Origin of the sequence: Salmonella enterica subsp. diarizonae, from assembly GCF_008692785.1 — a bacterium.
Classification (GTDB): domain Bacteria; phylum Pseudomonadota; class Gammaproteobacteria; order Enterobacterales; family Enterobacteriaceae; genus Salmonella; species Salmonella diarizonae.
This window is the reverse complement of sequence record NZ_VXJV01000004.1, coordinates 241,468-267,633: the sequence shown is the minus strand read 5'-3', so window position 1 is coordinate 267,633 and position 26,166 is coordinate 241,468. Positions and strand designations below refer to the sequence as shown.

Annotated in this window: 23 protein-coding genes and 1 other annotated feature; of the genes, 15 read left to right on the top strand and 8 right to left on the bottom strand. The window is 50.7% G+C overall.

The window, feature by feature from the left end; translation table 11 throughout:
- The first annotated feature begins 168 nt into the window (after window positions 1–168).
- The 4 genes from thrL to thrC all read left to right on the top strand — a co-directional run bounded on the left by thrL (window position 169) and on the right by thrC (window position 4,999).
- Window positions 169–234, top strand: a complete 66-nt coding sequence (thrL, locus tag F4V72_RS10325; protein WP_001575544.1) for a thr operon leader peptide — start codon at window positions 169–171, stop codon at window positions 232–234.
- Window positions 170–290: a sequence feature (Thr leader region), on the top strand. Its footprint overlaps the gene before it by 65 nt.
- Window positions 291–315: 25 nt before the next feature.
- Window positions 316–2,778, top strand: coding sequence for a bifunctional aspartate kinase/homoserine dehydrogenase I (gene thrA, locus F4V72_RS10320; RefSeq protein WP_023245616.1), 2,463 nt, complete (start codon window positions 316–318; stop codon window positions 2,776–2,778).
- Window position 2,779: 1 nt separating this feature from the next.
- On the top strand, window positions 2,780–3,709 hold the full coding sequence (thrB, locus tag F4V72_RS10315) for a homoserine kinase (RefSeq protein ID WP_023245617.1): 930 nt from the start codon (window positions 2,780–2,782) through the stop codon (window positions 3,707–3,709).
- A gap of 3 nt (window positions 3,710–3,712) precedes the next feature.
- Entirely contained in the window at window positions 3,713–4,999 is a 1,287-nt protein-coding gene (thrC, locus tag F4V72_RS10310) for a threonine synthase (RefSeq protein ID WP_023245618.1), read from the top strand.
- A gap of 50 nt (window positions 5,000–5,049) precedes the next feature.
- Here thrC and yaaA read toward each other — a convergent pair whose 3' ends face one another.
- Both yaaA and F4V72_RS10300 read right to left on the bottom strand, forming a co-directional pair.
- Window positions 5,050–5,823, bottom strand: a complete 774-nt coding sequence (yaaA, locus tag F4V72_RS10305; RefSeq protein ID WP_023245619.1) for a peroxide stress protein YaaA — start codon at window positions 5,821–5,823, stop codon at window positions 5,050–5,052.
- A gap of 78 nt (window positions 5,824–5,901) precedes the next feature.
- Window positions 5,902–7,332, bottom strand: a complete 1,431-nt coding sequence (locus tag F4V72_RS10300; protein ID WP_070801412.1) for an alanine/glycine:cation symporter family protein — start codon at window positions 7,330–7,332, stop codon at window positions 5,902–5,904.
- A 268-nt stretch (window positions 7,333–7,600) separates the two neighbouring features.
- Here F4V72_RS10300 and tal point away from each other — a divergent pair, with 268 nt between their 5' ends.
- Window positions 7,601–8,554: a transaldolase gene (tal, locus tag F4V72_RS10295; RefSeq protein ID WP_023245621.1), complete on the top strand. Its 954-nt coding sequence runs from the start codon at window positions 7,601–7,603 to the stop codon at window positions 8,552–8,554.
- Window positions 8,555–8,613: 59 nt separating this feature from the next.
- Here tal and F4V72_RS10290 read toward each other — a convergent pair whose 3' ends face one another.
- Window positions 8,614–8,799, bottom strand: coding sequence for a hypothetical protein (locus F4V72_RS10290; RefSeq protein ID WP_136058498.1), 186 nt, complete (start codon window positions 8,797–8,799; stop codon window positions 8,614–8,616).
- Between the two features lie 208 nt (window positions 8,800–9,007).
- Here F4V72_RS10290 and mog point away from each other — a divergent pair, with 208 nt between their 5' ends.
- On the top strand, window positions 9,008–9,598 hold the full coding sequence (mog, locus tag F4V72_RS10285) for a molybdopterin adenylyltransferase (RefSeq protein ID WP_023245623.1): 591 nt from the start codon (window positions 9,008–9,010) through the stop codon (window positions 9,596–9,598).
- Between the two features lie 128 nt (window positions 9,599–9,726).
- Here the strand turns inward: mog and satP are convergent, their stop codons facing one another.
- From satP to F4V72_RS10270, 3 genes are all read right to left on the bottom strand, one after another.
- Entirely contained in the window at window positions 9,727–10,293 is a 567-nt protein-coding gene (satP, locus tag F4V72_RS10280) for an acetate uptake transporter (RefSeq protein ID WP_053509888.1), read from the bottom strand.
- 148 nt (window positions 10,294–10,441) lie between these two features.
- Entirely contained in the window at window positions 10,442–11,155 is a 714-nt protein-coding gene (gene msyB / locus F4V72_RS10275; protein WP_023245624.1) for an acidic protein MsyB, read from the bottom strand.
- A gap of 35 nt (window positions 11,156–11,190) precedes the next feature.
- Entirely contained in the window at window positions 11,191–11,595 is a 405-nt protein-coding gene (locus F4V72_RS10270; RefSeq protein WP_053529509.1) for a DUF2541 family protein, read from the bottom strand.
- A 349-nt stretch (window positions 11,596–11,944) separates the two neighbouring features.
- Here F4V72_RS10270 and dnaK point away from each other — a divergent pair, with 349 nt between their 5' ends.
- From dnaK to F4V72_RS10250, 4 genes are all read left to right on the top strand, one after another.
- On the top strand, window positions 11,945–13,861 hold the full coding sequence (dnaK, locus tag F4V72_RS10265) for a molecular chaperone DnaK (RefSeq protein WP_000516126.1): 1,917 nt from the start codon (window positions 11,945–11,947) through the stop codon (window positions 13,859–13,861).
- A gap of 85 nt (window positions 13,862–13,946) precedes the next feature.
- Window positions 13,947–15,074 carry a molecular chaperone DnaJ gene (gene dnaJ / locus F4V72_RS10260; protein ID WP_001119011.1) on the top strand — a complete coding sequence of 376 codons (1,128 nt, stop codon included), beginning with the start codon at window positions 13,947–13,949 and terminating at the stop codon, window positions 15,072–15,074.
- Window positions 15,075–15,352: 278 nt separating this feature from the next.
- Entirely contained in the window at window positions 15,353–16,300 is a 948-nt protein-coding gene (locus F4V72_RS10255) for a LysR family transcriptional regulator (protein ID WP_023245626.1), read from the top strand.
- Window positions 16,301–16,426: 126 nt separating this feature from the next.
- Window positions 16,427–16,771: a phage holin family protein gene (locus F4V72_RS10250; protein ID WP_023245627.1), complete on the top strand. Its 345-nt coding sequence runs from the start codon at window positions 16,427–16,429 to the stop codon at window positions 16,769–16,771.
- Between the two features lie 60 nt (window positions 16,772–16,831).
- Here the strand turns inward: F4V72_RS10250 and F4V72_RS10245 are convergent, their stop codons facing one another.
- Together F4V72_RS10245 and F4V72_RS10240 are read right to left on the bottom strand one after the other, a co-directional pair.
- The gene (locus tag F4V72_RS10245; RefSeq protein WP_114048535.1) at window positions 16,832–17,365 is read right to left on the bottom strand and encodes a glycoside hydrolase family 108 protein; all 534 of its coding nucleotides are present in this window, start codon (window positions 17,363–17,365) and stop codon (window positions 16,832–16,834) included.
- 16 nt (window positions 17,366–17,381) lie between these two features.
- Window positions 17,382–17,825, bottom strand: coding sequence for a winged helix-turn-helix domain-containing protein (locus F4V72_RS10240; protein WP_023245629.1), 444 nt, complete (start codon window positions 17,823–17,825; stop codon window positions 17,382–17,384).
- 380 nt (window positions 17,826–18,205) lie between these two features.
- Here F4V72_RS10240 and F4V72_RS10235 point away from each other — a divergent pair, with 380 nt between their 5' ends.
- The 5 genes from F4V72_RS10235 to F4V72_RS10215 all read left to right on the top strand — a co-directional run bounded on the left by F4V72_RS10235 (window position 18,206) and on the right by F4V72_RS10215 (window position 26,164).
- Complete coding sequence (locus F4V72_RS10235) at window positions 18,206–20,338, top strand: glycosyl hydrolase family 18 protein (protein WP_063390097.1); 2,133 nt, start codon at window positions 18,206–18,208, stop codon at window positions 20,336–20,338.
- Window positions 20,339–20,430: 92 nt separating this feature from the next.
- Window positions 20,431–23,427, top strand: a complete 2,997-nt coding sequence (locus F4V72_RS10230; RefSeq protein ID WP_136058497.1) for a chitinase — start codon at window positions 20,431–20,433, stop codon at window positions 23,425–23,427.
- Window positions 23,428–23,714: 287 nt separating this feature from the next.
- Window positions 23,715–24,410, top strand: a complete 696-nt coding sequence (locus F4V72_RS10225; protein ID WP_044135962.1) for a winged helix-turn-helix transcriptional regulator — start codon at window positions 23,715–23,717, stop codon at window positions 24,408–24,410.
- Window positions 24,411–24,836: 426 nt separating this feature from the next.
- Complete coding sequence (locus tag F4V72_RS10220; RefSeq protein WP_023245633.1) at window positions 24,837–25,379, top strand: fimbrial protein BcfA; 543 nt, start codon at window positions 24,837–24,839, stop codon at window positions 25,377–25,379.
- 98 nt (window positions 25,380–25,477) lie between these two features.
- Window positions 25,478–26,164: a fimbria/pilus periplasmic chaperone gene (locus F4V72_RS10215; RefSeq protein WP_023245634.1), complete on the top strand. Its 687-nt coding sequence runs from the start codon at window positions 25,478–25,480 to the stop codon at window positions 26,162–26,164.
- Window positions 26,165–26,166 lie beyond the last annotated feature (2 nt).

Sequence of the window (26,166 nt, the reverse complement as noted above, 5' to 3'; positions counted from 1 at the left end):
GAGGCCGGGACAGGGTGGATTGGTCGAAAATAAATATATCGCCAGCAGCACATGAACAAGTTTCGGAATGTGATCAATTTAAAAAATTATTGACTTAGGCGGGCAGATACTTTAACCAATATAGGAATACAAGACAGACAAATAAAAATGACAGAGTACACAACATCCATGAATCGCATCAGCACCACCACCATTACCACCATCACCATTACCACAGGTAACGGTGCGGGCTGACGCGTACAGGAAACACAGAAAAAAGCCCGCACCTGAACAGTGCGGGCTTTTTTTTCGACCAGAGATCACGAGGTAACAACCATGCGAGTGTTGAAGTTCGGCGGTACATCAGTGGCAAATGCAGAACGTTTTCTGCGTGTTGCCGATATTCTGGAAAGCAATGCCAGGCAAGGGCAGGTAGCGACCGTACTTTCCGCCCCCGCGAAAATTACCAACCATCTGGTGGCGATGATTGAAAAAACCATCGGCGGCCAGGATGTTTTGCCGAATATCAGCGATGCCGAACGTATTTTTTCTGATCTGCTCGCAGGGCTTGCCAACGCGCAGCCGGGATTCCCGCTTGCACGGTTGAAAATCGTCGTCGAACAAGAATTCGCGCAGATCAAACATGTTTTGCATGGTATCAGCCTGCTGGGCCAGTGCCCGGACAGCATCAACGCCGCGCTGATTTGCCGTGGCGAAAAAATGTCTATCGCTATTATGGCGGGACTCCTGGAGGCGCGTGGACATCGCGTCACGGTGATTGATCCGGTAGAAAAACTGCTGGCGGTGGGCCATTACCTTGAATCTACCGTCGATATCGCGGAATCGACTCGCCGTATCGCCGCCAGTCAGATTCCGACCGATCATATGATCCTGATGGCGGGCTTTACCGCCGGTAATGAAAAAGGTGAACTGGTGGTGCTGGGCCGTAACGGCTCCGACTATTCCGCCGCCGTTCTGGCCGCCTGTTTACGCGCTGACTGCTGTGAAATCTGGACTGACGTCGATGGCGTGTATACCTGTGACCCGCGCCAGGTGCCGGACGCCAGGCTGCTGAAATCGATGTCCTACCAGGAAGCGATGGAACTCTCTTACTTCGGTGCCAAAGTCCTCCACCCTCGCACCATTACGCCCATCGCCCAGTTCCAGATCCCCTGTCTGATTAAAAATACCGGCAATCCGCAGGCACCAGGAACGCTGATCGGCGCGTCCAGCGACGATGATGATCTGCCGGTTAAAGGGATCTCTAACCTTAACAACATGGCGATGTTTAGCGTCTCCGGCCCAGGGATGAAAGGGATGATTGGGATGGCGGCGCGTGTTTTCGCCGCCATGTCTCGCGCTGGGATCTCGGTGGTACTCATTACCCAGTCCTCCTCTGAGTACAGCATCAGCTTCTGTGTGCCGCAGAGTGACTGCGCGCGTGCCCGGCGTGCGATGCAGGATGAGTTCTATCTGGAGCTGAAAGAGGGGCTGCTGGAACCGCTGGCAGTCACTGAGCGGTTGGCGATCATCTCTGTTGTCGGCGACGGTATGCGCACGCTACGCGGCATTTCAGCGAAATTTTTCGCCGCGCTGGCGCGGGCCAATATCAATATCGTGGCGATTGCTCAGGGATCTTCTGAGCGTTCCATTTCTGTGGTGGTGAATAACGACGATGCTACAACCGGCGTGCGGGTAACGCACCAGATGCTGTTCAATACCGATCAGGTGATTGAAGTGTTTGTCATTGGCGTTGGCGGCGTCGGCGGCGCGCTACTGGAACAGCTTAAACGTCAGCAAACCTGGCTGAAGAACAAGCACATCGATCTACGCGTATGCGGCGTGGCGAACTCAAAGGCGTTGCTAACCAATGTGCATGGCCTGAATCTGGAGAACTGGCAGGCGGAACTGGCGCAAGCGAACGCGCCGTTCAATCTGGGGCGCTTAATTCGCCTTGTGAAAGAATATCATCTACTCAATCCGGTAATTGTCGATTGTACCTCCAGTCAGGCGGTGGCCGACCAGTATGCTGACTTCCTGCGTGAAGGGTTCCATGTGGTGACGCCGAACAAGAAAGCGAATACCTCGTCGATGGACTACTACCATCAGCTACGTTTCGCCGCCGCGAAATCACGGCGAAAATTCTTGTATGACACCAACGTCGGCGCCGGTTTGCCGGTAATCGAAAACTTGCAAAACCTGCTGAATGCGGGCGATGAACTGCAAAAATTCTCCGGTATTCTTTCCGGGTCGCTCTCTTTTATTTTCGGCAAACTGGAAGAGGGAATGAGTCTCTCACAGGCGACCGCCCTGGCGCGCGAGATGGGCTATACCGAACCCGATCCGCGCGACGATCTTTCCGGCATGGATGTGGCACGTAAACTGTTGATCCTCGCCCGCGAGACGGGCCGTGAGTTGGAGCTTTCCGATATCGTGATTGAGCCGGTACTGCCGGACGGGTTTGACGCCTCCGGCGATGTGACCGACTTTATGGCGAATCTACCGCAGCTTGACGACGCGTTTGCCGCCCGCGTGGCGAAAGCCCGTGATGAAGGTAAGGTATTGCGCTATGTTGGCAATATCGAAGAGGATGGCGTGTGCCGCGTGAAGATTGCTGACGTTGATGGTAACGATCCGCTCTTCAAAGTGAAAAATGGTGAAAATGCGCTGGCGTTCTACAGCCACTATTATCAGCCTTTGCCGCTGGTGCTGCGTGGCTACGGCGCAGGCAATGATGTGACGGCGGCGGGCGTATTTGCCGATCTGTTACGTACCCTCTCATGGAAGTTAGGAGTTTAACATGGTGAAAGTTTATGCCCCGGCTTCCAGCGCGAACATGAGCGTCGGTTTCGACGTCCTGGGCGCGGCTGTCACGCCCGTTGACGGCGCGTTGCTGGGCGATGTGGTATCCGTTGAAGCAGCGGACAGTTTCCGTCTGAATAACCTGGGGAAATTTGCCGATAAACTGCCGCCGGAGCCGCGTGAAAATATTGTTTATCAGTGTTGGGAACGCTTTTGCCAGGCATTGGGGAAAACCATCCCGGTGGCGATGACGCTGGAAAAAAATATGCCGATTGGTTCCGGGTTAGGGTCCAGCGCCTGTTCCGTCGTCGCCGCGCTGGTCGCGATGAATGAGCACTGCGGCAAACCGTTAAACGACACGCGTCTGTTGGCGCTGATGGGCGAGCTGGAAGGTCGTATCTCCGGCAGCATCCATTACGATAACGTCGCGCCGTGCTTTCTTGGCGGTATGCAGTTGATGATTGAAGAAAACGGCATTATTAGTCAGCAGGTGCCGGGCTTTGATGAGTGGCTATGGGTACTGGCTTATCCGGGCATTAAAGTTTCCACCGCAGAAGCTCGGGCTATTTTGCCCGCGCAGTATCGCCGTCAGGATTGCATTGCGCATGGACGGCATCTGGCCGGTTTTATTCACGCCTGCTACTCGCGACAGCCGCAGCTTGCCGCCGCGCTGATGAAAGATGTCATTGCCGAGCCATACCGCGCGCGTTTACTGCCGGGCTTTAGCCAGGCGCGGCAGGCGGTAGCGGAGATCGGCGCGCTGGCGAGCGGGATTTCCGGATCGGGGCCGACGCTGTTTGCGCTATGCGATAAACCGGAGACGGCGCAGCGCGTCGCGGACTGGCTGAGCAAACATTATCTGCAAAATCAGGAAGGCTTTGTTCATATTTGCCGGCTGGATACGGCGGGCGCACGAGTAGTGGGATAATCAATGAAACTCTATAATCTGAAAGACCATAATGAGCAGGTCAGCTTTGCGCAGGCCGTCACGCAAGGGCTGGGCAAGCAGCAGGGACTTTTTTTTCCGCACGACCTGCCGGAGTTTAGCCTGACGGAAATTGATGAGATGCTCAACCAGGACTTTGTCAGCCGTAGCGCAAAGATCCTCTCGGCATTTATTGGCGATGAAATACCTCAGGAGATTCTGGAAGAGCGCGTCCGCGCGGCGTTTGCTTTCCCGGCGCCGGTAGCGCAGGTAGAAAGCGATGTCGGCTGCCTGGAGCTGTTCCATGGTCCGACGCTGGCATTTAAAGACTTCGGCGGGCGTTTTATGGCGCAAATGCTGACGCATCTCAGCGGCGACAAGCCGGTGACGATTCTGACCGCAACGTCAGGCGATACCGGCGCGGCGGTGGCTCACGCGTTCTATGGCCTGGAAAATGTGCGGGTCGTCATTCTCTATCCGCGCGGTAAGATCAGTCCGTTGCAGGAAAAACTATTCTGTACGCTGGGCGGTAACATCGAAACCGTGGCGATAGACGGTGATTTCGACGCTTGCCAGGCGCTGGTGAAACAGGCATTTGATGACGAAGAGCTGAAAACGGCTCTGGGGCTGAATTCGGCTAACTCTATTAATATTAGCCGCCTGCTGGCGCAAATTTGCTACTACTTTGAAGCCGTGGCGCAATTACCTCAGGCGGCGCGTAATCAACTGGTGATCTCCGTACCCAGTGGCAATTTTGGCGATTTGACGGCAGGACTGCTGGCGAAGTCGTTAGGTCTACCGGTGAAACGTTTTATCGCCGCCACCAACGTCAACGACACGGTGCCGCGTTTCCTGCATGATGGGAAGTGGGCGCCGAAAGCGACGCAGGCGACCTTGTCGAATGCGATGGATGTCAGCCAGCCGAATAACTGGCCGCGCGTGGAGGAGCTATTCCGCCGTAAAATCTGGCGTCTGACTGAGCTGGGCTATGCGGCGGTAGATGATACTACGACACAGCAGACGATGCGCGAGCTGAAAGCGAAAGGTTATATTTCGGAGCCTCATGCGGCGGTAGCGTATCGGGCATTGCGCGACCAGTTAAACCCTGGCGAGTATGGCTTGTTTCTCGGAACGGCGCATCCGGCGAAGTTTAAAGAGAGCGTGGAGTCCATTCTGGGGGAAACGCTGGCGTTGCCTGAAGCGCTCGCCGAACGCGCCGATCTGCCGCTGCTTTCACATCATCTGCCTGCGGATTTTGCCGCCCTGCGTAAGCTGATGATGACCCGCCAATAACCGTTGTGCCCGGTGGCGCTGTCGCTTACCGGGCCTACGGGGCAATGTCGTTACTGCTCGTAGCGTTTAAAGACCAGCTCGTCTTGCGTGGAGGTTCCTTCATCAAAGAAATACCCTTCACTGCTAAATGCAGTAAGTTGTTCCGGCTTTGTTAAGCGGTTTTCAATAATAAAACGACTCATCAGTCCGCGCGCTTTTTTGGCGTAGAAGCTTACCACCTTAAACTTACCGTTTTTCTCATCAAGGAACACGGGCTTAATCAGTTCGGCGGTCAGTTTCTTCGGCTTCACCGATTTAAAATATTCCTCGGAGGCCAGATTCACCACCACCCGATCGCCCTGCGCCTCAAGCGCCTCGTTGAGCTTATCGGTAATGATATCTCCCCAGAATTGATAAAGATCTTTGCCGCGCGGATTTTCCAGGCGAATTCCCATTTCCAGACGATAGGGCTGCATTAAATCCAGCGGGCGCAATACGCCATACAAGCCAGAGAGCATTCGCAGATGCTGCTGAGCAAAATCAAAATCCGCGTCGCTGAACGTTTCCGCCTGTAGGCCGGTATAAACATCGCCTTTAAACGCCAGAATCGCCTGGCGCGCGTTATCCGGCGTAAAATGGGGCTGCCAGTCATGAAAACGCGTGGCGTTGAGATCCGCCAGTTTGTCGCTAATTCCCATCAGCCTGGCAATTTGCGGCGCCGAAAGCTGGCGGGCCTGGTGAATAAGCTGCTGGCTGTGATCCAACAGCTCCGGCTGGGTATAGCGGGTCGTGGCCAGCGGGCTTTGATAATCAAGCGTTTTTGCAGGTGAAATCAGAATCAGCATATCCAGTCCTTGCAGGGAATTTTCTGTGACTTTAGCAAAAAAACGCCACAGAGTTGACCAATGGTTGCGATTGTCGGCTTAATCGCGCGATGCCGCATCCCAGGTATCTGGCGCCAGTTGTGGTTCGATATCCGGGAAGCGCTGCGGATCGAACTGTGGTCTTACGCCCAGTTTCCGTTGTCGCAGATAATCGCTGGCGAGGGTATACACCACCGGCGAGAGCAGCAAAATCGCCGTCAGGTTGGTAATGGCCATACAGGCCATGATCACGTCGGCGAGCTGCCATATCAGCGGAAAACTGAGAAGCGTACCGGCGATGACCATGCCAATCGTCGCAAGACGTAACAGCCAGATGGCCTTTGCGTTATGTAACCGCAGAAAAAACAGGTTGTTCTCGGCGTAAATGTAGTTGGTGACGATAGAACTGAAAGCGAACAGGATGACCATAAGCGCGACAAAACTGGCGCCCCATTCACCGGTCAAAGAAACCATTGCGTGCTGGATAAGCTGAATGCCTTCTGTTGACGCGTGGGACGCGTGATTCCCCGCCAGCAGGATAATCATCGCGCTGGCGGTACAAATGATAATGGTATCGCTGAATACGCCAATCATTTGCACAATCCCCTGCGCGACAGGGTGAGGTGGATACGACGCTGCCGCAGCGGCCGCATTAGGCGTTGACCCCATTCCCGCTTCATTAGAGAACATCCCACGTTGAAAACCGCTGGTAATAGCCTGAGTGAGCGTATATCCGGCTGCGCCTGCCGCGGCTTCCTGCCAGCCAAATGCGCTTTTGACTATCGAGGCGATAACGCCAGGCATTTGCTCAATATGCCAGAGGCAAATGAACACGCTGCTGGCGACCCACAATAACGCGATAATGGGAATCAGCCACTGCATCAGGCGGGCGACGCCTTTTATGCCGCGAATAATAATTAACAGTGAACAGAACGCCAGAGCAATGCCGGAGATAAGCGGCGGAATGTTGAAGGCGAAATGGAGCGCGCGTGAGACGGAATTCGCCTGCACGCTATTAAAAATCAACCCGTAGGCGATGAGCAGAAAGAGGGCGAAAACCACGCCCATCCAGCGCATTCCCAGCCCGCGCGCCATATACCACGCCGGGCCGCCGCGGAACTGGCCTGTCGGGTCGCGTTCTTTATAAAGCTGGGCAAGCGAACACTCGGCGAAGGAGGTCGCCATGCCGATGATGGCCGAGACCCACATCCAGAATACCGCGCCGGGTCCGCCTGCGGCGATAGCCAGCGCCACGCCGGCCAGATTACCGCTGCCAATCCGCGCTGCGAGACTGGTACACAGCGCCTGAAATGACGTCAGGCCGCCTGGCTGCGGGCTAAGGCTCCCTTTCAGGCTGCGGCTAAATTGACGAATATAACGAAACTGAATGAATCCGGTACGCCAGGTAAACCAACATCCTGCGCCGAACAGCAGGTAAATCATTACCGAGCCCCAGAGTATTTCGTTAATAAAACTGAAAAACTCAGGCATTAACGTCCCTCTTGTTGATGCCGGCACGCTTTCATGATCCTGTATAAGCGTGGCCCATGATGTGGATGACCTTGTCAGGCTAATATTAACGGCAGTTTACCATAAATACGGCGGTATCCTTTAATTGCGCATAAACCGTTGGCAGATACGCAATCAATCTACAAGGGCAGCCAGGTGCATGTAGGCGGTTGCGCTGTGAGTGCGTCGTGTTATCATCAGGGTAGACCGGTTACATCCCCTAACAAGCTGTTTAAAGAGAAACTCTATCATGACGGACAAATTGACCTCCCTTCGTCAGTTCACCACCGTAGTGGCCGACACCGGAGATATCGCGGCAATGAAGCTGTACCAGCCGCAGGATGCTACAACTAACCCTTCTCTCATTCTTAACGCAGCGCAAATCCCGGAATATCGTAAGCTGATTGACGATGCTGTCGCCTGGGCGAAGCAGCAGAGCAGCGACCGCGCACAGCAGGTTGTTGACGCGACCGATAAGCTGGCGGTGAATATTGGTCTGGAAATCCTGAAGCTGGTGCCGGGGCGTATTTCTACCGAAGTTGATGCGCGTCTATCTTATGACACCGACGCGTCTATCGCCAAAGCAAAACGTATCATTAAACTCTACAATGATGCGGGTATCAGCAACGATCGTATCCTGATCAAGCTGGCGTCCACCTGGCAAGGCATTCGCGCAGCCGAACAGCTGGAAAAAGAAGGTATCAACTGTAACCTGACGCTGTTGTTCTCCTTCGCACAGGCGCGCGCGTGCGCCGAAGCGGGCGTCTACCTGATCTCGCCGTTCGTAGGTCGTATTCTTGACTGGTATAAAGCCAATACTGACAAGAAAGACTATGCGCCAGCCGAAGATCCGGGCGTGGTTTCCGTAACGGAAATCTACGAGTACTACAAACAGCATGGTTATGAAACCGTGGTTATGGGCGCAAGCTTCCGTAACGTAGGCGAAATTCTGGAACTGGCGGGCTGCGACCGTCTGACTATCGCGCCGGCATTACTGAAAGAACTGGCGGAAAGCGAAGGGGCGATTGAGCGTAAGCTCTCTTTCTCCGGCGAAGTCAAAGCGCGTCCGGAACGCATTACCGAAGCCGAGTTCCTGTGGCAGCATAACCAGGACCCAATGGCAGTTGACAAACTGGCGGATGGTATCCGTAAGTTTGCAGTAGACCAGGAAAAACTGGAAAAAATGATCGGCGATCTGCTGTAATACTAACGGATTGCATGACAATATAGCCCGCTTTCCGGTTGAGAGCGGGCTTTTTTTTATTAATGCCGCAGTGACGGGATCTCTTCTACGCTAACGTCGGTCGTTTCGATGATATCGGCCATCGGTATGCCTTTTTTCAGCATTGCCCTGGCAATTTTACGTGAGGTTTTACGTTCGCCAGTTTGCATCCCTTGTTGTATCTCTTCCATACGACCTTTCTGCTTCAGTTGTTCTGCTAACGTCATCAGTTCGTCTCCATACTGAGGCGCGCGCTGCGCTATTTCATACAGCAATGTGTGGGCATCCTGTGCCTCTCCCGCCTGGAGCAGGTAGTTTACCGGCGCAATAACCTGCTGTCCGCTACACCCAATGTTTTACCTGTTCGAGGATTTAGTATTGCTGTCCATTCGCGTGTATGATTCTGCATAACGTGACAGTTTTAACGGAATAATTATGAATACCTTACGTATTGGCTTAGTTTCTATCTCCGACCGCGCTTCAAGCGGCGTTTACCAGGATAAAGGCATTCCCGCGCTTGAGGAGTGGCTCGCTTCCGCGCTGAGCACGCCTTTCGAGGTTCAACGGCGCTTAATTCCTGATGAACAGGAAATTATCGAGCAAACGTTGTGTGAACTGGTCGATGAAATGAGCTGTCATCTGGTGCTGACCACTGGCGGTACCGGTCCGGCGCGCCGCGACGTCACGCCGGACGCGACCCTTGCCATCGCCGACCGCGAAATGCCTGGTTTTGGCGAGCAGATGCGCCAGATCAGCCTGCGCTTTGTGCCGACCGCCATTCTTTCCCGTCAGGTGGGCGTTATCCGTAAACAGGCGTTAATTCTTAATCTGCCTGGACAGCCAAAATCGATCAAGGAAACGCTGGAAGGCGTAAAAGCGGACGATGGCAGCGTTATTGTGCCGGGCATTTTTGCGAGTGTGCCGTATTGCATACAGTTGCTTGACGGGCCGTATGTCGAAACGGCGTCGGAAGTAGTCGCCTCTTTCCGTCCGAAAAGCGCCAGACGTGAGAATATGTCAGCCTGACCGGGAGATACTGATGGCGGCGTCGACCAGCGTTTTTACGTTTCGTACAACGTAGGCTTGATAAGCGAGCGCCATCAAGCATTGCAGAGTAGGGGTATTCCTCCCTGTGCGGGAGGAATAAAAGAGATTTAGTGCGCCTCGCCGATTGGCAGAATAGTACGGCCAAATTGCTCGTTTAGCACTTCACCCATCGCCAGATAAATAGCGCTGGCGCCGCAAACCAGACCAACCCAGCCTGCGACATGGATAATCGCTTCATTACCGGTGATATTGCCAACCGCCAGCAGAGCGAACAGGACGGTCAGGCTCAGGAAAACAAATTGCAGCGCGCGGGCGGCTTTCAGCGTACCAAAGAACATAAACAGCGTGAACACGCCCCACAGACCTAAATAAGCGCCGAGTAGCTGGGCGTCAGGCGCATCCGTCAGGCCTATTTTCGGCATCAGCAGGATAGCGACCAGCGTCAGCCAGAACGAACCGTAAGAGGTAAAGGCCGTTAAACCAAAGGTATTGCCTTTTTTATACTCCAGCAGACCGGCAAAAATTTGCGCGATACCGCCGTAGAAAATCCCCATCGCCAGAATAATACCGTCCAGGGCGAAAAAACCGGCATTGTGCAGGTTAAGCAGAATGGTGGTCATGCCGAAGCCCATCAGGCCCAGCGGTGCCGGATTAGCCAACTTAGTGTTGCCCATAATTCCTCAAAATCATCATAATTGAATGGTGAAATAGTTTCCCGAAATAACGAGTTCCGTATTCGGGGCGCGGCATAATAATCAGGGGGGAGAGGGCTGTCTATGATCTAATAAGGGGAAAAGAAAATATTTTCCCCTGTGAGGGCATTCACGCCTGAATCGCCGCCATCATTCGTCGCAGGCAGGCAATTTGCAACACTGCCGGAATAGTAACGCGATACGCGCTGCCGCTCATCGCTTTGATGCCGTTTAACGCCGCGCCGACCGGGCCGCCGAGACCTGCGCCGCGCAACAATCCGTGACCCAGGATGCTCATTGCGGCATGGGTACGCAAAATGCGGGTAAGCTGGGTGGAAAGCAGGTGGGAGACCCCTTTTGCCAGACGGCGATCTTTCATGAGCAGCGGCAGCAGATCTTCCAGTTCAGAAACTTTGGCCTCTACGGCTTGCAGAAATTCCTGCTTATGCGCCGCGTCCATCTTCTGCCAGGTATGACGTAAAAAATGCTCCAGCAGTTGCTGTTCTATTTCAAACGTCGACATGCTTTTATCTGCTTTGAGTTTTAGCCGTTTTGCGACATCCAGCAGAATCGCGCGGTACTGTTTTCCGTGTCCGCGCAATTTGTTGGCGATACTGTCGCCGCCGTAATGCTGAAATTCGCCGGCAATGAGCCGCCAGTTACGGCGGTGTTGCTCCGGGTGACCTTCCATTGCTTTGAATAGCTCGTTATGGCTAAGGACGCTCGACAAGCGAGCTTTGCCCTTTTCGTTATGCGTCAGCAAACGGGCGAAATCGGCGAGCTGCTCTTCGCTACAGTGCTGAAGAAAGTCTAAATCCTCGTCGTGTAAATAGGTGACGTTCATTTTCAGTCTGGCTTTTGGAATAGAAATAACAGCGATTAATCGTCGCCGATGACTTTAAGTCTCGCCATATCGGAAGAATTTACCGTATGACCTGAGAAGGTAATCTTTGATACGCAGCGTTTGTTGTCGTTATCGCTATTAATATTGATCCAGCCTGTTGTCTGGCCCTCTTTGATTGAGGAAGGGACGTTCAGGCTTTGGCTGGCGCTACGCGCAGTTTTAAAATAGACGGATGCGCCGCTAAGTTCGATGTCGCCGTGATCCGCCGTGAATTGAATGCGCTTCACGATGCGGCAGACGGGAATTTTCAGCGCGAGATCGTTCGTTTCATTTCTGGGCATGGCAATAACGCCCAACACTTTATGGTCGTTTGCACGCGCGACGCTACTTAACGCCAGGCCGAGCAGCAGGCCGGCGGAAATCGTTAACACAAATCGCATGGAATTTCTCTTTGACGGGTTCAATAAGCAATTACCGTCTATCATACTCTGCTCGTGGCAACGATTCAGGTTTGTAATCTTTTCTTTTTATTACAATTTTTACGTGAATAATATTTTGGTGTTTAATTTATTTAGTGAATGTTTATCTGCCTGTTTTTCCGTCTTTCCCTCTCGTCAATAAAAAATTTTTTCATCTCCCCCTTGATGACGTGGGTTACGACCCCATCTTGTAGTCAACCGCAGTGGTGAGTCTGAAAAAAAACGATTCAGGGTAGTTGAAACCGTATGTTTCGCCCTTATTACAGATTCACAACCACATGATGACCGAATTTTTAGTGGAGACGTTTAGATGGGTAAAATTATTGGTATCGACCTGGGTACTACCAACTCTTGTGTAGCGATCATGGATGGAACGCAGGCACGCGTGCTGGAGAACGCCGAGGGCGATCGCACTACGCCTTCTATCATTGCTTATACCCAGGATGGTGAAACTCTGGTTGGTCAGCCGGCTAAACGTCAGGCAGTGACAAACCCGCAAAACACCCTGTTTGCGATTAAACGCCTGATTGGCCGCCGCTTCCAGGACGAAGAAGTTCAACGTGACGTTTCTATCATGCCGTACAAAATCATCGGCGCCGACAACGGCGACGCATGGCTTGATGTGAAAGGCCAGAAAATGGCGCCGCCGCAGATTTCTGCCGAAGTGCTGAAGAAAATGAAGAAAACGGCTGAAGATTATCTGGGCGAACCGGTAACTGAAGCGGTTATCACCGTACCGGCTTACTTTAACGATGCGCAGCGTCAGGCAACCAAAGATGCTGGTCGTATCGCGGGGCTGGAAGTAAAACGTATCATCAACGAACCGACTGCCGCAGCGCTGGCTTACGGTCTGGATAAAGAAGTTGGCAACCGTACTATCGCGGTATATGACCTCGGTGGCGGTACCTTCGATATCTCCATTATCGAAATCGACGAAGTAGACGGCGAAAAAACCTTTGAAGTTCTGGCGACCAACGGTGATACCCACCTGGGTGGCGAAGACTTCGATACCCGCCTGATCAACTACCTCGTTGACGAATTTAAGAAAGATCAGGGCATTGACCTGCGTAACGATCCGCTGGCAATGCAGCGCCTGAAAGAAGCCGCAGAAAAAGCCAAAATCGAGCTGTCTTCTGCGCAGCAGACCGACGTGAACCTGCCGTATATTACCGCAGATGCCACCGGTCCGAAGCATATGAACATCAAAGTGACCCGTGCGAAACTGGAAAGCCTGGTTGAAGATCTGGTGAACCGTTCTATCGAGCCGCTGAAAGTCGCACTGCAGGATGCTGGCCTGTCCGTGTCTGATATCAACGACGTGATCCTCGTCGGCGGTCAGACCCGTATGCCAATGGTGCAGAAAAAAGTGGCTGAGTTCTTTGGTAAAGAGCCGCGTAAAGACGTTAACCCGGACGAAGCTGTGGCTATCGGCGCAGCGGTACAGGGCGGCGTATTGACCGGTGATGTGAAAGACGTACTGCTGCTGGACGTTACCCCGCTGTCTCTGGGTATCGAAACGATGGGTGGCGTGATGACTCCGCTTATCACCAAAAACACCACCATCCCGACCAAGCACAGCCAGGTGTTCTCTACTGCGGAAGACAACCAGTCTGCAGTAACCATCCATGTGTTGCAGGGTGAGCGTAAACGTGCGTCTGATAACAAATCTCTGGGTCAGTTCAACCTGGATGGCATCAACCCGGCGCCGCGCGGTATGCCGCAGATCGAAGTCACCTTCGATATCGATGCTGACGGTATCCTGCACGTCTCCGCGAAAGATAAAAATAGCGGTAAAGAGCAGAAGATCACCATCAAGGCGTCTTCTGGTCTGAACGAAGAAGAAATTCAGAAAATGGTTCGCGATGCAGAAGCGAACGCTGAATCCGACCGTAAGTTCGAAGAACTGGTTCAGACCCGTAACCAGGGCGACCATCTGCTGCATAGCACCCGTAAGCAGGTTGAAGAAGCAGGCGATAAACTGCCTGCTGATGACAAAACCGCTATCGAGTCTGCGCTGAGCGCGCTGGAAACCGCCCTGAAAGGCGAAGATAAAGCCGCTATCGAAGCGAAAATGCAGGAACTGGCGCAGGTTTCCCAGAAACTGATGGAAATCGCGCAGCAGCAACATGCGCAGCAGCAGGCTGGCTCCGCTGATGCTTCTGCAAACAACGCGAAAGATGACGACGTTGTCGACGCTGAGTTTGAAGAAGTAAAAGATAAAAAATAATCGCCCTTTGAACGGGTAATTACTGGCACGGGCGAAGAGGTTTCCTCTCCGCCCGTGTATGCATGTTAAGGGCAGATAAAAAGAGATGGCGAAAAGAGATTACTACGAGATTTTAGGCGTTTCCAAAACAGCGGAAGAGCGTGAAATCAAAAAGGCGTACAAGCGCCTGGCCATGAAATATCATCCGGACCGCAATCAGGGTGATAAAGAGGCCGAAGCTAAATTTAAAGAGATTAAAGAAGCCTATGAAGTGCTGACCGATGCGCAAAAACGCGCAGCCTACGATCAGTATGGTCACGCCGCGTTTGAACAAGGCGGTATGGGCGGCGGCTTTAATGGCGGCGCTGATTTCAGTGATATCTTTGGTGACGTTTTTGGCGATATCTTTGGCGGCGGGCGCGGTCGCCAACGTGCGGCGCGTGGGGCTGATTTGCGTTATAACATGGATCTCACCCTGGAAGAAGCGGTGCGTGGCGTGACCAAAGAGATCCGTATTCCGACGCTGGAAGAGTGCGACGTTTGCCACGGCAGCGGCGCGAAAGCTGGCACGCAACCGCAAACCTGTCCGACCTGTCACGGTTCCGGTCAGGTGCAGATGCGCCAGGGATTCTTTGCTGTACAGCAGACCTGTCCGCACTGTCAGGGACGCGGTACGCTGATCAAAGATCCGTGCCATAAATGTCATGGTCATGGGCGTGTTGAAAAGAGTAAAACCCTGTCCGTTAAAATCCCCGCAGGCGTGGATACCGGTGACCGTATTCGTCTGGCAGGCGAGGGCGAAGCGGGCGAGCATGGCGCACCGGCAGGCGACTTGTACGTTCAGGTCCAGGTGAAACAACACCCTATTTTCGAGCGTGAAGGCAATAATCTTTATTGCGAAGTGCCGATCAACTTTGCGATGGCGGCGCTGGGCGGTGAAATCGAAGTGCCGACGTTAGATGGTCGCGTGAAGCTGAAAGTACCGAGCGAAACGCAAACGGGCAAGCTGTTCCGTATGCGCGGAAAAGGCGTGAAGTCCGTACGCGGCGGCGCGCAGGGCGATTTGCTGTGCCGTGTGGTGGTTGAAACGCCGGTCGGTCTGAGCGAAAAACAGAAGCAATTGCTAAAAGATCTTCAGGAAAGTTTTGGCGGCCCGACGGGGGAGAAAAACAGCCCGCGTTCAAAAAGCTTCTTTGACGGCGTGAAAAAATTCTTTGATGATTTGACCCGCTAACCGTTTTTCCGTTGTATTTTTCTTCAGCCCGGGTGTTTATCCGGGCTTTTTTCTGCCTGTACGCGCCCAGGCCTCTGCTAAACGCATCATATTCTCTCATTTGTTGATATTGTGTTTTTACTGATAAACAAATTGATGTTAATCAGCAGGTTTGCATACGCTCATTTTAAAAAAAACGTGATGTGATGACATTACGATTGCTTTTTTAGATGCTGTGAATTGATTTATCTTGAGTATTATCTATATTGCTTTTTTTAGTTTCCGGAGGCAGACAGCGAATGGGATCGAAAGGTGCCAACAAGAACTTTGATTATAATTTAATCAAAATTCTTGACGCTGTTATTTTGTCAGGAAATGCGGCTATGGCGGCTAAGAAGTTAGGCATTACGCCGGCTGCCGTTTCGCTGGCGTTAAAGCGCTTGCAGAGTTATTACCCGGAAGAGCTGTTTAGCAGAGGGAAAGGCGGACTCATCCCCACGGCTAAGGCTGTCGACATTCACCAAAATTTCAGTCAGGTGATGAAACTGGTGGACGACACCTTTCTCAGTAAGAGCAAAAAAGATGAAGCATTTCAGATAACGCTGTTAGGCAGTGATATTGTTGAAAGCTATTACCTTTCTCAGCTCTATAACAGTGACATTTTTGACCGTATTCTGATAAATCATTTCTCCGTCAGAAATATGAGCCGGGAGCGTATCAGCGAGCTTCTGTTTACTGCGCAAGGCGATCTGCTGATTGGCGCTGAACCTTTGCTGGAATCCGGTATTGAGAATCAAGTCATTGATAGTTTTAAATCGTTTGTTTGTATCTGTAGCAGTAAACATATGCTAAGTACTCTGTCACAACTGTCGCTACATCATTTTTATTCTTCGCGTCATGCATTGTATCAGCCAGGAATGGGGGCTTCGATGATATATCATGATAGCGAATTATTTAAGGATGAGCTTTATTATACCGGCAGGCGTATTGTCGGCTATCGCAGTGATTCACTTAACGGTTTGATGAGCATGATCGAACGAACATCATTGATTGCGTTGATGCCTTTAAAATTAGCGCTTTTCTATAAAAATTATCGTAAATATGACATTAAATTTATTCAGCCTCCGCCCGAGTTGGCTTTTAAGTCAATTCAGGTCTACGCATCCTGGAATAAAAATAGTAGAAATATATCGACGATTAATGAGATGGTAAGCATGTTACAAACGCTTTCCTCCTTTCGTCGCTAATACATCTCATTTTTAGTCTTTGAGTGAATATGCTTTTAAATGATGTGCTTTGATTTTTACGCTCCTGACAGGGCGCTTACACTCCTCGTGTTAATTATTCATTTATAATGATTCAGGAGTGTTAAAATGTCTATTCCCAACCATGTATCGACAACGGAAGTTGTGCTATTGGAGCTGGAGATCTTACTCACTATTATTGCGATTGGCGCGTGGGGGGGCTTTGTCAGCTATCTTTTACGCAAAGATAAGAAAGAATATAATAGTTCTCATGAAAGTATTAAATATTGTTTAACGCAGATCGTTATTTCCTGTTTTACCAGTTTCTTGCTAAGCGCGATTGCGATTGAAAAAGAGTGTAGTTTCAACATGGTTCTGCTGGCGGCAGGCTTAGGTGGTGTTTTCGCTGGTCCCATTTTAAAAATACTTGGGCAGAGAATTAAAAAAATTATCGAAGGGAATACTTCAGATTAATTATTCTTCGCAATATCAGGCTCATCCGTGAGCCTTTTATACGCCTTTTTTCAGCCTGATTCAGGTTACTCTATTCTTAATCCAGCCATAAATAAATTGTTCGTTGTTGTGGTTTTTTTCAGCAACATTTAAGTAGTACGCACCCTGGCTGCAATTGAGGGCCTTCACCAAAACGGCTTCCCCTTCCTGGCCTCGCCGGACCAGATAATGTTCAAGAGCGGCAAGCGTCCGCGGGCCAATATTGCCATCCACATGAATATCCGGGTAGCGTTTACCTTCGTGATTAAAGACGTTCAACCAGCGTTGTAGCCACGCACTGGGATGGTAAGCGCCTATGTTGACTGCCGCATCGCACAGCTCGAATGAGACTGGCCACGATAACGTCGAGATGACATCAAAGCCTGGTTTTATCCAGTAATCCTCTTCGAGAATCGCGTAGGCTTCGGTGCGGGTCAGATCCCGCATATCACCAGCATAACCATGCGCTCGCGCCGTTGCTTCGGTAATGCCCCAATGGGTAGCGCCACCTTTATCTTTAGGATTAAATACGTAGCCGCCTTCAAGCGCTATAATTCCATCTATAATTGGATTCATCTTCCCTTTCCTTCGCTTAGTGAATATGCAGATACATGAGTGAACCTAACGTTACTGAGAATACAGTCGTCAGAGCGGCGATGGTTTGCCGTACAATCTGTTTATTTCTTCCCTTTGTTTTGCTGTCCGTCGCGGTAATGGATATATCGCTATTAACCTTGAGACCTTGTCTTGGAATGGTAATAAAAAGATCGTTAATGCCAAGCGCTTTAAGGTCGCGTCTGATTAAATAGAGTATCTGCGTTAGATTTGCATCATTAACATAGTGGCTTCGACTTCCCCATAACGCGTTGGTTATTTTTTGTCGCTCGATAATCTCCAGGTGAGCATTCTCGATGATGAAACTGAGACATTTAGCTCTCATCGCAGTCATTTTAATAACGTGTGAATTTGAGAACGTTCTCAGCTCATATTTACCTTCATTGTAAATACAATTGCTATTAATGATATAACTTTTCATAACGTCTTCCTTTAGAGATATACATCCTGGTTGTCTGTGCTGACTATATTGTATGAGAAGTATCTTAATCCAATAAATATCACTGGTTTTATTGTATTGTCATTGTCTATAGCGAGTGAAGTCACATTATTTCATTGTAATTAAATGATATTTAATTACATGATAAATGATATTTACTATGTTCTCACCAGAACGGAGTAAGCGTGCGATGAGAGGTGTTGTTTTCTCTTCGGCAGGCGGTGCTGTTAACCTCATTTTTATGATTTTTATATCATCTAAAAACATGATGTTTTGTGATTAGCCATTTTTTGTGTCTGTAACAATTATGGACCCCGCAGAACGAGCTGCGACAATTTTTAAACGTAAAAGGAAATTTGAAAATGGCTACAAGCAAACTGATTCAAGGTGATACCCTTACTGAAACCAGTAATGCAGCAGATGGTTTTAATCCTGCCACGGATGACAGCAAATTAAGCTATACCTCTGCTCGTGTCGCTAAGCCGGTTTATAACAAGTACAAAGAGTCCACCACCAAACCAAAAGTTTTCGGTTATTACACTGACTGGTCGCAGTATGACAGCCGTCTGCAGGGTGACGATATCCCTAAAAATCGTGGACGTGGTTATGATCTGACCAACGTTTCACCGACAGCGTATGACAAACTGATTTTCGGTTTTGTCGGCATCACCGGTTTTAAAAAGGTTGATAAAGAAGACCGCGACGTCATCGCTGAAGCGGCGGCGGCATGTGGCAAAGTTAAGTATGAGCCAACTTTCCTCGACCCGTGGGGCGACTTCCAGTCTTATGTCAACTTAGGTTTCGATGTGAGCGGTTGGGACGTTGATCCGATGACCGTTACCCAGGCCAATGCAAAAGGTCTGCTGGGCGCGCTGCGTGATATGCAGGCAAAAGCAAAAGCAGCGGGCCACACGCTGGCGCTGTCGATGAGTATCGGCGGCTGGAGCATGAGTAACGGTTTCCACGAAACCGCCGCTTCTGACTCTTCTCGTAAAATCTTTGCGAAAGGCGTGGTGAAACTGTTCAAACAGTTCCCGATGTTTAGCGAAGTGGATATCGACTGGGAATACCCGAACAATGAAGGGGCGGGCAACCCGTTTGGTGCGGAAGATGGCGCTAACTACGCGCTGCTGATTGCGGAAGTACGTAAGCAACTGGATTCCGCTGGTTTGAGCAATGTGAAGATCTCTATTGCCGCTTCTGCCGTCACCAATATTTTTGACTATGCGAAAGTAAAAGATCTGATGGCTGCCGGCCTGTACGGCATCAACCTGATGACTTATGACTTCTTCGGTACTCCGTGGGCGGAAACGCTGGGCCATCACACCAACCGCAAAGCGCTGGAAGAAGGCGGCTGGTCTGTCGAAACCATCGTTGATCACCTGCTGGCGGAAGGTTTCTCCGCTGAGCGTATCAATATCGGTTATGCGGGCTATACCCGTAATGCCCGCAACGTGGAAATGGAATTACTCTCTCCGCTGAAAGGTACATATAACCCAGGCAAATTATTGTCCAACGGTGAATATGAAACCACTACCGGTTCCTTCGAATCCGGCACCAGTGAATGGTATGACGTCATTTATAACTACCTGGATCTGGAAAACCAGAAAGGTCGTAACGGTTTCAACGTTTACACCGACCAGGTTGCTGACGCTGATTACCTGTATAACCCGGAATCCAAACTGTTTTTATCCCTGGATACGCCGCGTACTGTTAAAGCGAAAGGCGAATATGCAGCGAAACTGGGCCTGGGCGGCGTATTTACCTGGACTATAGATCAGGACAACGGCGTGCTGGTTAACGCCGTGCGTGAAGGTCTGGGTTATGAAATCGAATCTGAAGTTATCGATATGGAACCGTTCTACTTCGAAGGTATCAATGTAGAAAATGATGAAGAGCCGAGCGACAGCGACGACGCGCAGAAGGTCAACCACGCGCCGAAAGCGGTGATTGAACTGATGGTCGTAGGCGGATCTACGGTACAACTGTCTGGCGCAGGTTCTTCTGATGAAGATAACGATGAGCTGTCCTTTAGCTGGGGCGTGCCTTCTCAAATCACGGTGGCAGACAAAACCGCAGAAATCATTGAGGTTGTGGTACCGGAAGTTAGTGAAAAAACGGTCTTCCAGTTCACCCTGTTTGTACGCGACTGCTACAACGAACCATCCTCTCAACAGCGCTTTGTTCTGACGGCTGTACCTGCGCTGTCTCAGGTACAACCGGAGCCGGAGGAAGACGATGAAGAAGAAATTATCGTTCCTGTGCCTGACGAGGAAGAAGATACCACGCCGGCTGAGGATGATACGCCAGCAGATGACAAAACGTCGCCTTACGCGCAGTGGGAGGCCTCTACCGTTTATGGCGCAAGCTGGGGTACTTTCGAAATCGTTAGCTGGAAAGGCCATAACTATCAGGTGAAATGGTGGACTATGGGCGATCAGCCTGACCTGAACTGCAGTGCCGGCGGTGCGTGGACCGATCTTGGCGCTTACTAATACACGGTATTAAACGCGATGTATTGGGCTTCATGATTTAAGCCCCGATTTACCGGGGCTTTTCTCCACCAGGGACAGCGGAAGAGTAGACCATGACCATTTCCATCCATGCCAGCGCATTTGACGTCAACAGCTGGTATCAAAAAATCACCTTAACCTTCATCAATGAGAGTGGTAATCCGGTCGATATGAACCATGCCGCGATATTATTCACGGCTTCCGGACACATCGATCCATGGGGAAATAGCGGTGGTACGCTCAAAGGGAACCTGCCGCTTACGCTGAATGATACTTCGTATGGCACGCTGGAAACTAACAACATCATCATTAATAACAGCGATGTATTACTTCTTCAGCCGGGCGAATACGGGACACTCTCTTTCAGCCTCGCGGCGACGCAGGTGCCGGTAAAAATGTCCGCCATTACGTTGACGCTGGCATCATCTTCATCCGAAGACGCAGAGTCTGAAACGATATCCGATGAGGACACGCCAGCGATACCCGTCGCAGATGAACAACCAGCCGAAACCGATATGCCGGAAAAGGATAACGACCTTCAGGAACACGGTCTTATGCTTAGCGTCAGTGAGTTGAATACGGCGAGTTGGTATCAACGCGTCACCTTTACGCTAATCAACCTCTACGCCCAGGCGGTAGATCTTAATCAGCTTCAACTGAATTTTACGACCAGCGCGCACCCCGATCCCTACAGTCCGTTTCAGGGAACGATGCTGGGGAGTCAGGCCGTAACGCTGGTCAGCGATGGGGGATGGCCCATCGAAAAGAATACCATCACCATTAATCATGACGGCGCGCTGATGCTGGCGGCGGGGGATATCGCCGAATTACAGTGCTATCTGGCCGCCACGCAGACGCCGGTTTCCATCAGCGATCTGAGCGCGACGCTGGCCCATGACCCTGCCCGTCAGGGAAAAATTTGCGTTCACTTTCCTGCCATGACGCAGACCGTGGCGCTCAAACCGGCAATTGAGCTGCTCTTTCCTGCCGGCGAAACCCGGCGCTTTGTCGGTGAGTGGGGAGAGGTTCTGACAATAGGCGATCTTAGCGCAGGAACGTATCGGCTTACCGTACCGGTACTGGCGAATGATGAGATGCAAATCGCGCCTGTCGAGTCCTCTTTTACCGTTACGCTGCAATCCGGCGGCGACGCCGCGCAGATCCAGGTATCCTGTCTACCGATTGTCCGTTATGCCAGCGCGCGTCTGATGATTGACGACCCTGCGCTTGGTCATGCGAAATTGACCGTTGAGATCGCCGACGCTACGCAAGCGGATGAGCATACCGTCACGCTTATCGCCAACCAACCGCAGTTAATTACCCGGCTACTGGCGGGGCATCATTATACGGTCAATCTACAGCCTGCGATGATTAATAACCGCTTCATATCGGCACCCGTACAGCTTACGGGGTTTATCCCTGCCGCGGCGCAGGTTGCCGAGGTTGCTGTCGCTTACCAACAGTCCGCGATCGACACGGCGAGTTTCGTGACGGTGGATGCCACTATTCTGGGCCTGCCCGACGGCGTCGCGCCGCAGCGTTATCTGTTCAGCAGCGGTAAATATCAATACTCATTAATACTGAAAAGCGGCAGCGATCGGCAGACGTTAGCATTACGCTTTGTGCCCGGGCTGTATGATGTTCAGACTGACGATATTTTCATCGATAGCGTGCTGTGGCGTTGTGAACAGGCCGGGCCGCTACGCTTGTTGCAAAAGGTCAACCATGTGGCGCTGGAGTTTCTGCCCAGCGTGAGGCTACAGGTAAAAGGTTGGCCTGATTACCTTGCTCATGGCGGCGTGACGGTTAACGCGCCAGAGACGGTTTCTCTTTATCGCGATGTACCGTTTAGCGCGTTGTTTAAATACGATGGTTTTGACGGTGGCGGCGATCCGGTTCCGGCGGCGGAGGTTGACGTGAACGGAGATGGTTTTCTGGATTACGCGACGTTACCCATCCATAAAACCGTTGCGCTGGTGCGTCAGATAGAAAAAGAGGCCGGGCGTAGCATCATGCCGGTGATGGTCATTTATACCGCGAATGCCAGCGGTGGTAGCGCCCTGGCGGATTTACAGGATGCGCAAAAGCTACGTAACCATTTTGGTAACTTTATTACCCAGTGTCTGGCGGCGCAGTCATACAAAGATGAGACGCATCCAGTTCCGGCCACCTTTGTGCTTAACCCGGATTTTTTGGGGGCGCTACAGCAAGGACCGTATGGCTACACCGTAGTACGGCAAAAAAACAGTGTGCCGGTGAATGCCCAACTGGCGGCGGCGATACAAGCATTACCGGCTATTACTGGCTTTATCGCGCCTTCGTTGCCGACGTTTAGCGATGATCTCTACGGCTATATTCAGGCGGTGAACTATCTTGTTCGTCAGTTTGCCCCGGATGTGGCTTTTGGCTGGCAGACGAATGTCTGGGCGACAGGAACGGCGGACTGGGTGCTGCGCGATACCGCTGATCCGGTAGCTGAAGGGCAGGCGATCGCCGGATTTATTCATGTACTGGGAGTTTATAGCGGAGAATATGCGCCGGACTTTATTGCGTTTGATAAATTTGAGCGTGATTGTTTCAGTCCTGATGCGCTTGCCCACTACGGCTGGAATGCGACGTGCTGGCTTAATTACCTGGAGATGGTAAAACAGGTGACGAAAGCGCTGCTGATGCCCGCCATGTTGTGGCAAATTCCTGGCGGCCATATGCCTACAGTAGAAGAAGGCGTGAGTAAAATCACCGCAGCGCACTTTGCATCTGGCGGAACATTTTTTATGGGGGACGCCCGCATTGGCAGCGATCCTGACACTCTCTCTTTGCAGCTACTCAATACGGCATTAAATAGCGCGACTTACGGCGTCCCGACCGTCGGCGACTTTTTACGTAAAGATAAAGGGTATGACTGGAGCCAGGTGCAGGCGCTGAACCTACCGGACTTTAACGTCTTCTCGATCTTATGGGGCGGCGGTTCCACTATCAGTATTACAACAATCCATTCTAACGGTGAAGACGGCGGCTGGCTGGCGGATAAAATGGTAGAGTATTATGCTGATCCACGATATTTTAGATAATATCACTGCTTATTTGCGTTAATCTGGACTATAGATTTGAGGTTCGAAGGCGCGCTCTTTCGAGTCTCTTTGCCTGCGCCATCTGCCTCTCATTCTTTTTACGCAATTTGCCATTACTTTTCTGTAATCATTTTGTGTTAAGGATCATCTTAATCATAAAAATATTGCGTATTAGTGCTTTCTGAATACAGAAATACTGCATAGCGATGTTATTTATTATTAATTTAAGCGCTTTTTGAGAGGTTATACTGTGGCGCTACATTGAGTAGACAACCGTTAATGAAAAAATGATGAACGATGCTTTTGCTAAAGATAATAATGAGAATTTATTACACTCTTTTCTTTTTTCTCAGCAGGCTAAACCTCACGCGGCGATTGATGCCTTATTTTCGGCATTATTGCCGTTTGGTCAACCGTTTATGCTGGGTATTGGCGACGAGTTTTATTTACAGGCAAACGATGAGAACTACATTGTATTACTGGAATCAGGGATCGTTTCTTTCTGCCGTAATGATAACCGACTCCATATATCTTCAGCGTTTGCGCCATCGGTCGTGGGGATGGTTGACAGCTATGGCGCTACCTATAACGTCCCGGCGCGACCAGAGCACTTTTTGCTCGCAGAAACGGCCTGTACCGGTAGATTTGTTCGCTTACCTGATTTTATAAAAATTGCCGATGAATGTGATTTGTGGCAAGACGTGGCCCGCTGTCTGGCTTACCGCCTGATGGTGATGAGCGCGCGCGACCGTGAATTAGTTGGCGTTGATTCTTATCTGAAAGTCCGGACGCTGCTGATTGAGATTTGGGCTTATCCCCAGGCCTACCGGGAAAACATTATTGTGTTGAATTTTATTCAGCGGCGCACCGGGATATCGCGTAGTCGGGCCATGAAAATTCTGTCTGAACTGAAAAAAGGCGGGTATATCCATATCGATAATGGTCGGTTAACGGCGCTCGGAAAACTACCAGTAGCATATTGATGAACTATACGCAACGATATATTTACATATCGCGGCTGAATTTTTATTTTATTGTTAATGCGGCGTTTTATTTTAAATTGCTGTGAAAATTATTTTCAAAAAGTCAATGTGGTCAAAGGCCGTGGGTAAAACGGCTGGTGTAAATTTTTATAAAACAATAAGTTAGTTCTGGTCCTTTAAAACCAAACGTCGATGATTGCAACTTGTCTGTGGCTTGCTAATAATTAATAACATCGTTATTCCATTATAACGTAAAGATTAACTCACAACGTTGAGTTGCTGTCTTATTGCTGTCTGACATTTATATCAGAACAAGAAGACGCTTTTTTTCGCATAAGAAAAGGCGTGATATTGCTGTGAAGCAATATCAGTAGCCGCTTTGTTAAAAATCTGATTACCCTCATTTTATATTTAAAAGGAGTTTGAATGAAAAAGTCTGTATTAGCATTAATGGTCTCTGCGATTGCCTTTGGCGGAATGCTCTCCACCGCACAAGCGGCTACTACAACCGTCACTGGCGGTACGGTGAATTTTGTCGGGCAGGTGGTTGACGCCGCCTGTTCTGTTTCCGCTGACTCTGTCGATCAGACCGTGACATTAGGCCAGGTCCGCGCCAGTAAATTAACCGATGCCGGTATGGTGGCGAATCAAAAAGAAGACTTCACCATTAAGCTGGAAGACTGCGATACTCAGACCAGCCAGAATGCGGCGGTTATTTTTAATGGTCAGCAGGACGCAAACCAGCCGGGGTCGCTGGCGAATACCGCCGGTGCAGGTTCGGCGACGAATGTGGCATTACAACTTTATGGACCTGATGGCCAGGCGCTGAATATCGGTGAAACGTCCAGCACCGTTACCCTGAACAATGGCGAAAACGTTGTTCCGCTTAGCGTGGACTATATCGCTACCGGTGCCGCGACTGCTGGTAATGTCAACGCGACTGCAACATTTAGCATGGTTTATTCCTGATTCCTCATCGGGATTTTTTCTCGTCTGTTGGCGACGAAAGAGGGGCGTTACGCGCGTTACGGCGCGTAACAAACCGACGGTATCAGGATATTACGTAGATGAAAAAAACAGTACCAATTTTTCTTCGATTATTGCTACTGCTGTCGGCGGCCGGCCTGTCGTTTGCCGCGCAGGCGGGAGGCATTGCGCTGGGCGCGACAAGGGTGATTTATCCGCAGGGAAGTAAACAAACCTCCTTGCCGGTTATTAATTCCTCTGACAGCAATGTTTTTTTAATTCAGTCATGGGTTGCGAATGCCGATGGTTCACGCTCGACGGATTTTATCGTTACGCCGCCTCTATTTGTGATCCAACCTAAAAAAGAAAATATATTACGCATTATGTATGTCGGACCGTCATTACCGACCGATCGCGAGAGCGTATTTTATTTAAACAGTAAAGCAATACCCTCTGTCGATAAAAATAAATTGGCCGGCAACTCCCTGCAAATTGCGACGCAAAGTGTGATTAAGCTATTTATTCGCCCGAAAAATCTGGTGGAGGTATCAACCGATGCCCCGGCGACGCTTCGCTGCCGTAACGCGCACGACCAGTTAACGATTGTTAATCCTTCGCCGTACTACGTTTCGCTGGTTGAACTGTACAGCGCGGGGAAAAAACTGCCGAATACCATGGTGCCGCCAAAAGGCTCGATCACCCTCCCGGCAACGCCCGGTCAGGTATCTCTGCGCACGGTAAACGATTTTGGCGCAACGACACCAGCCCACGTTTGTTCAGCCTCATGATG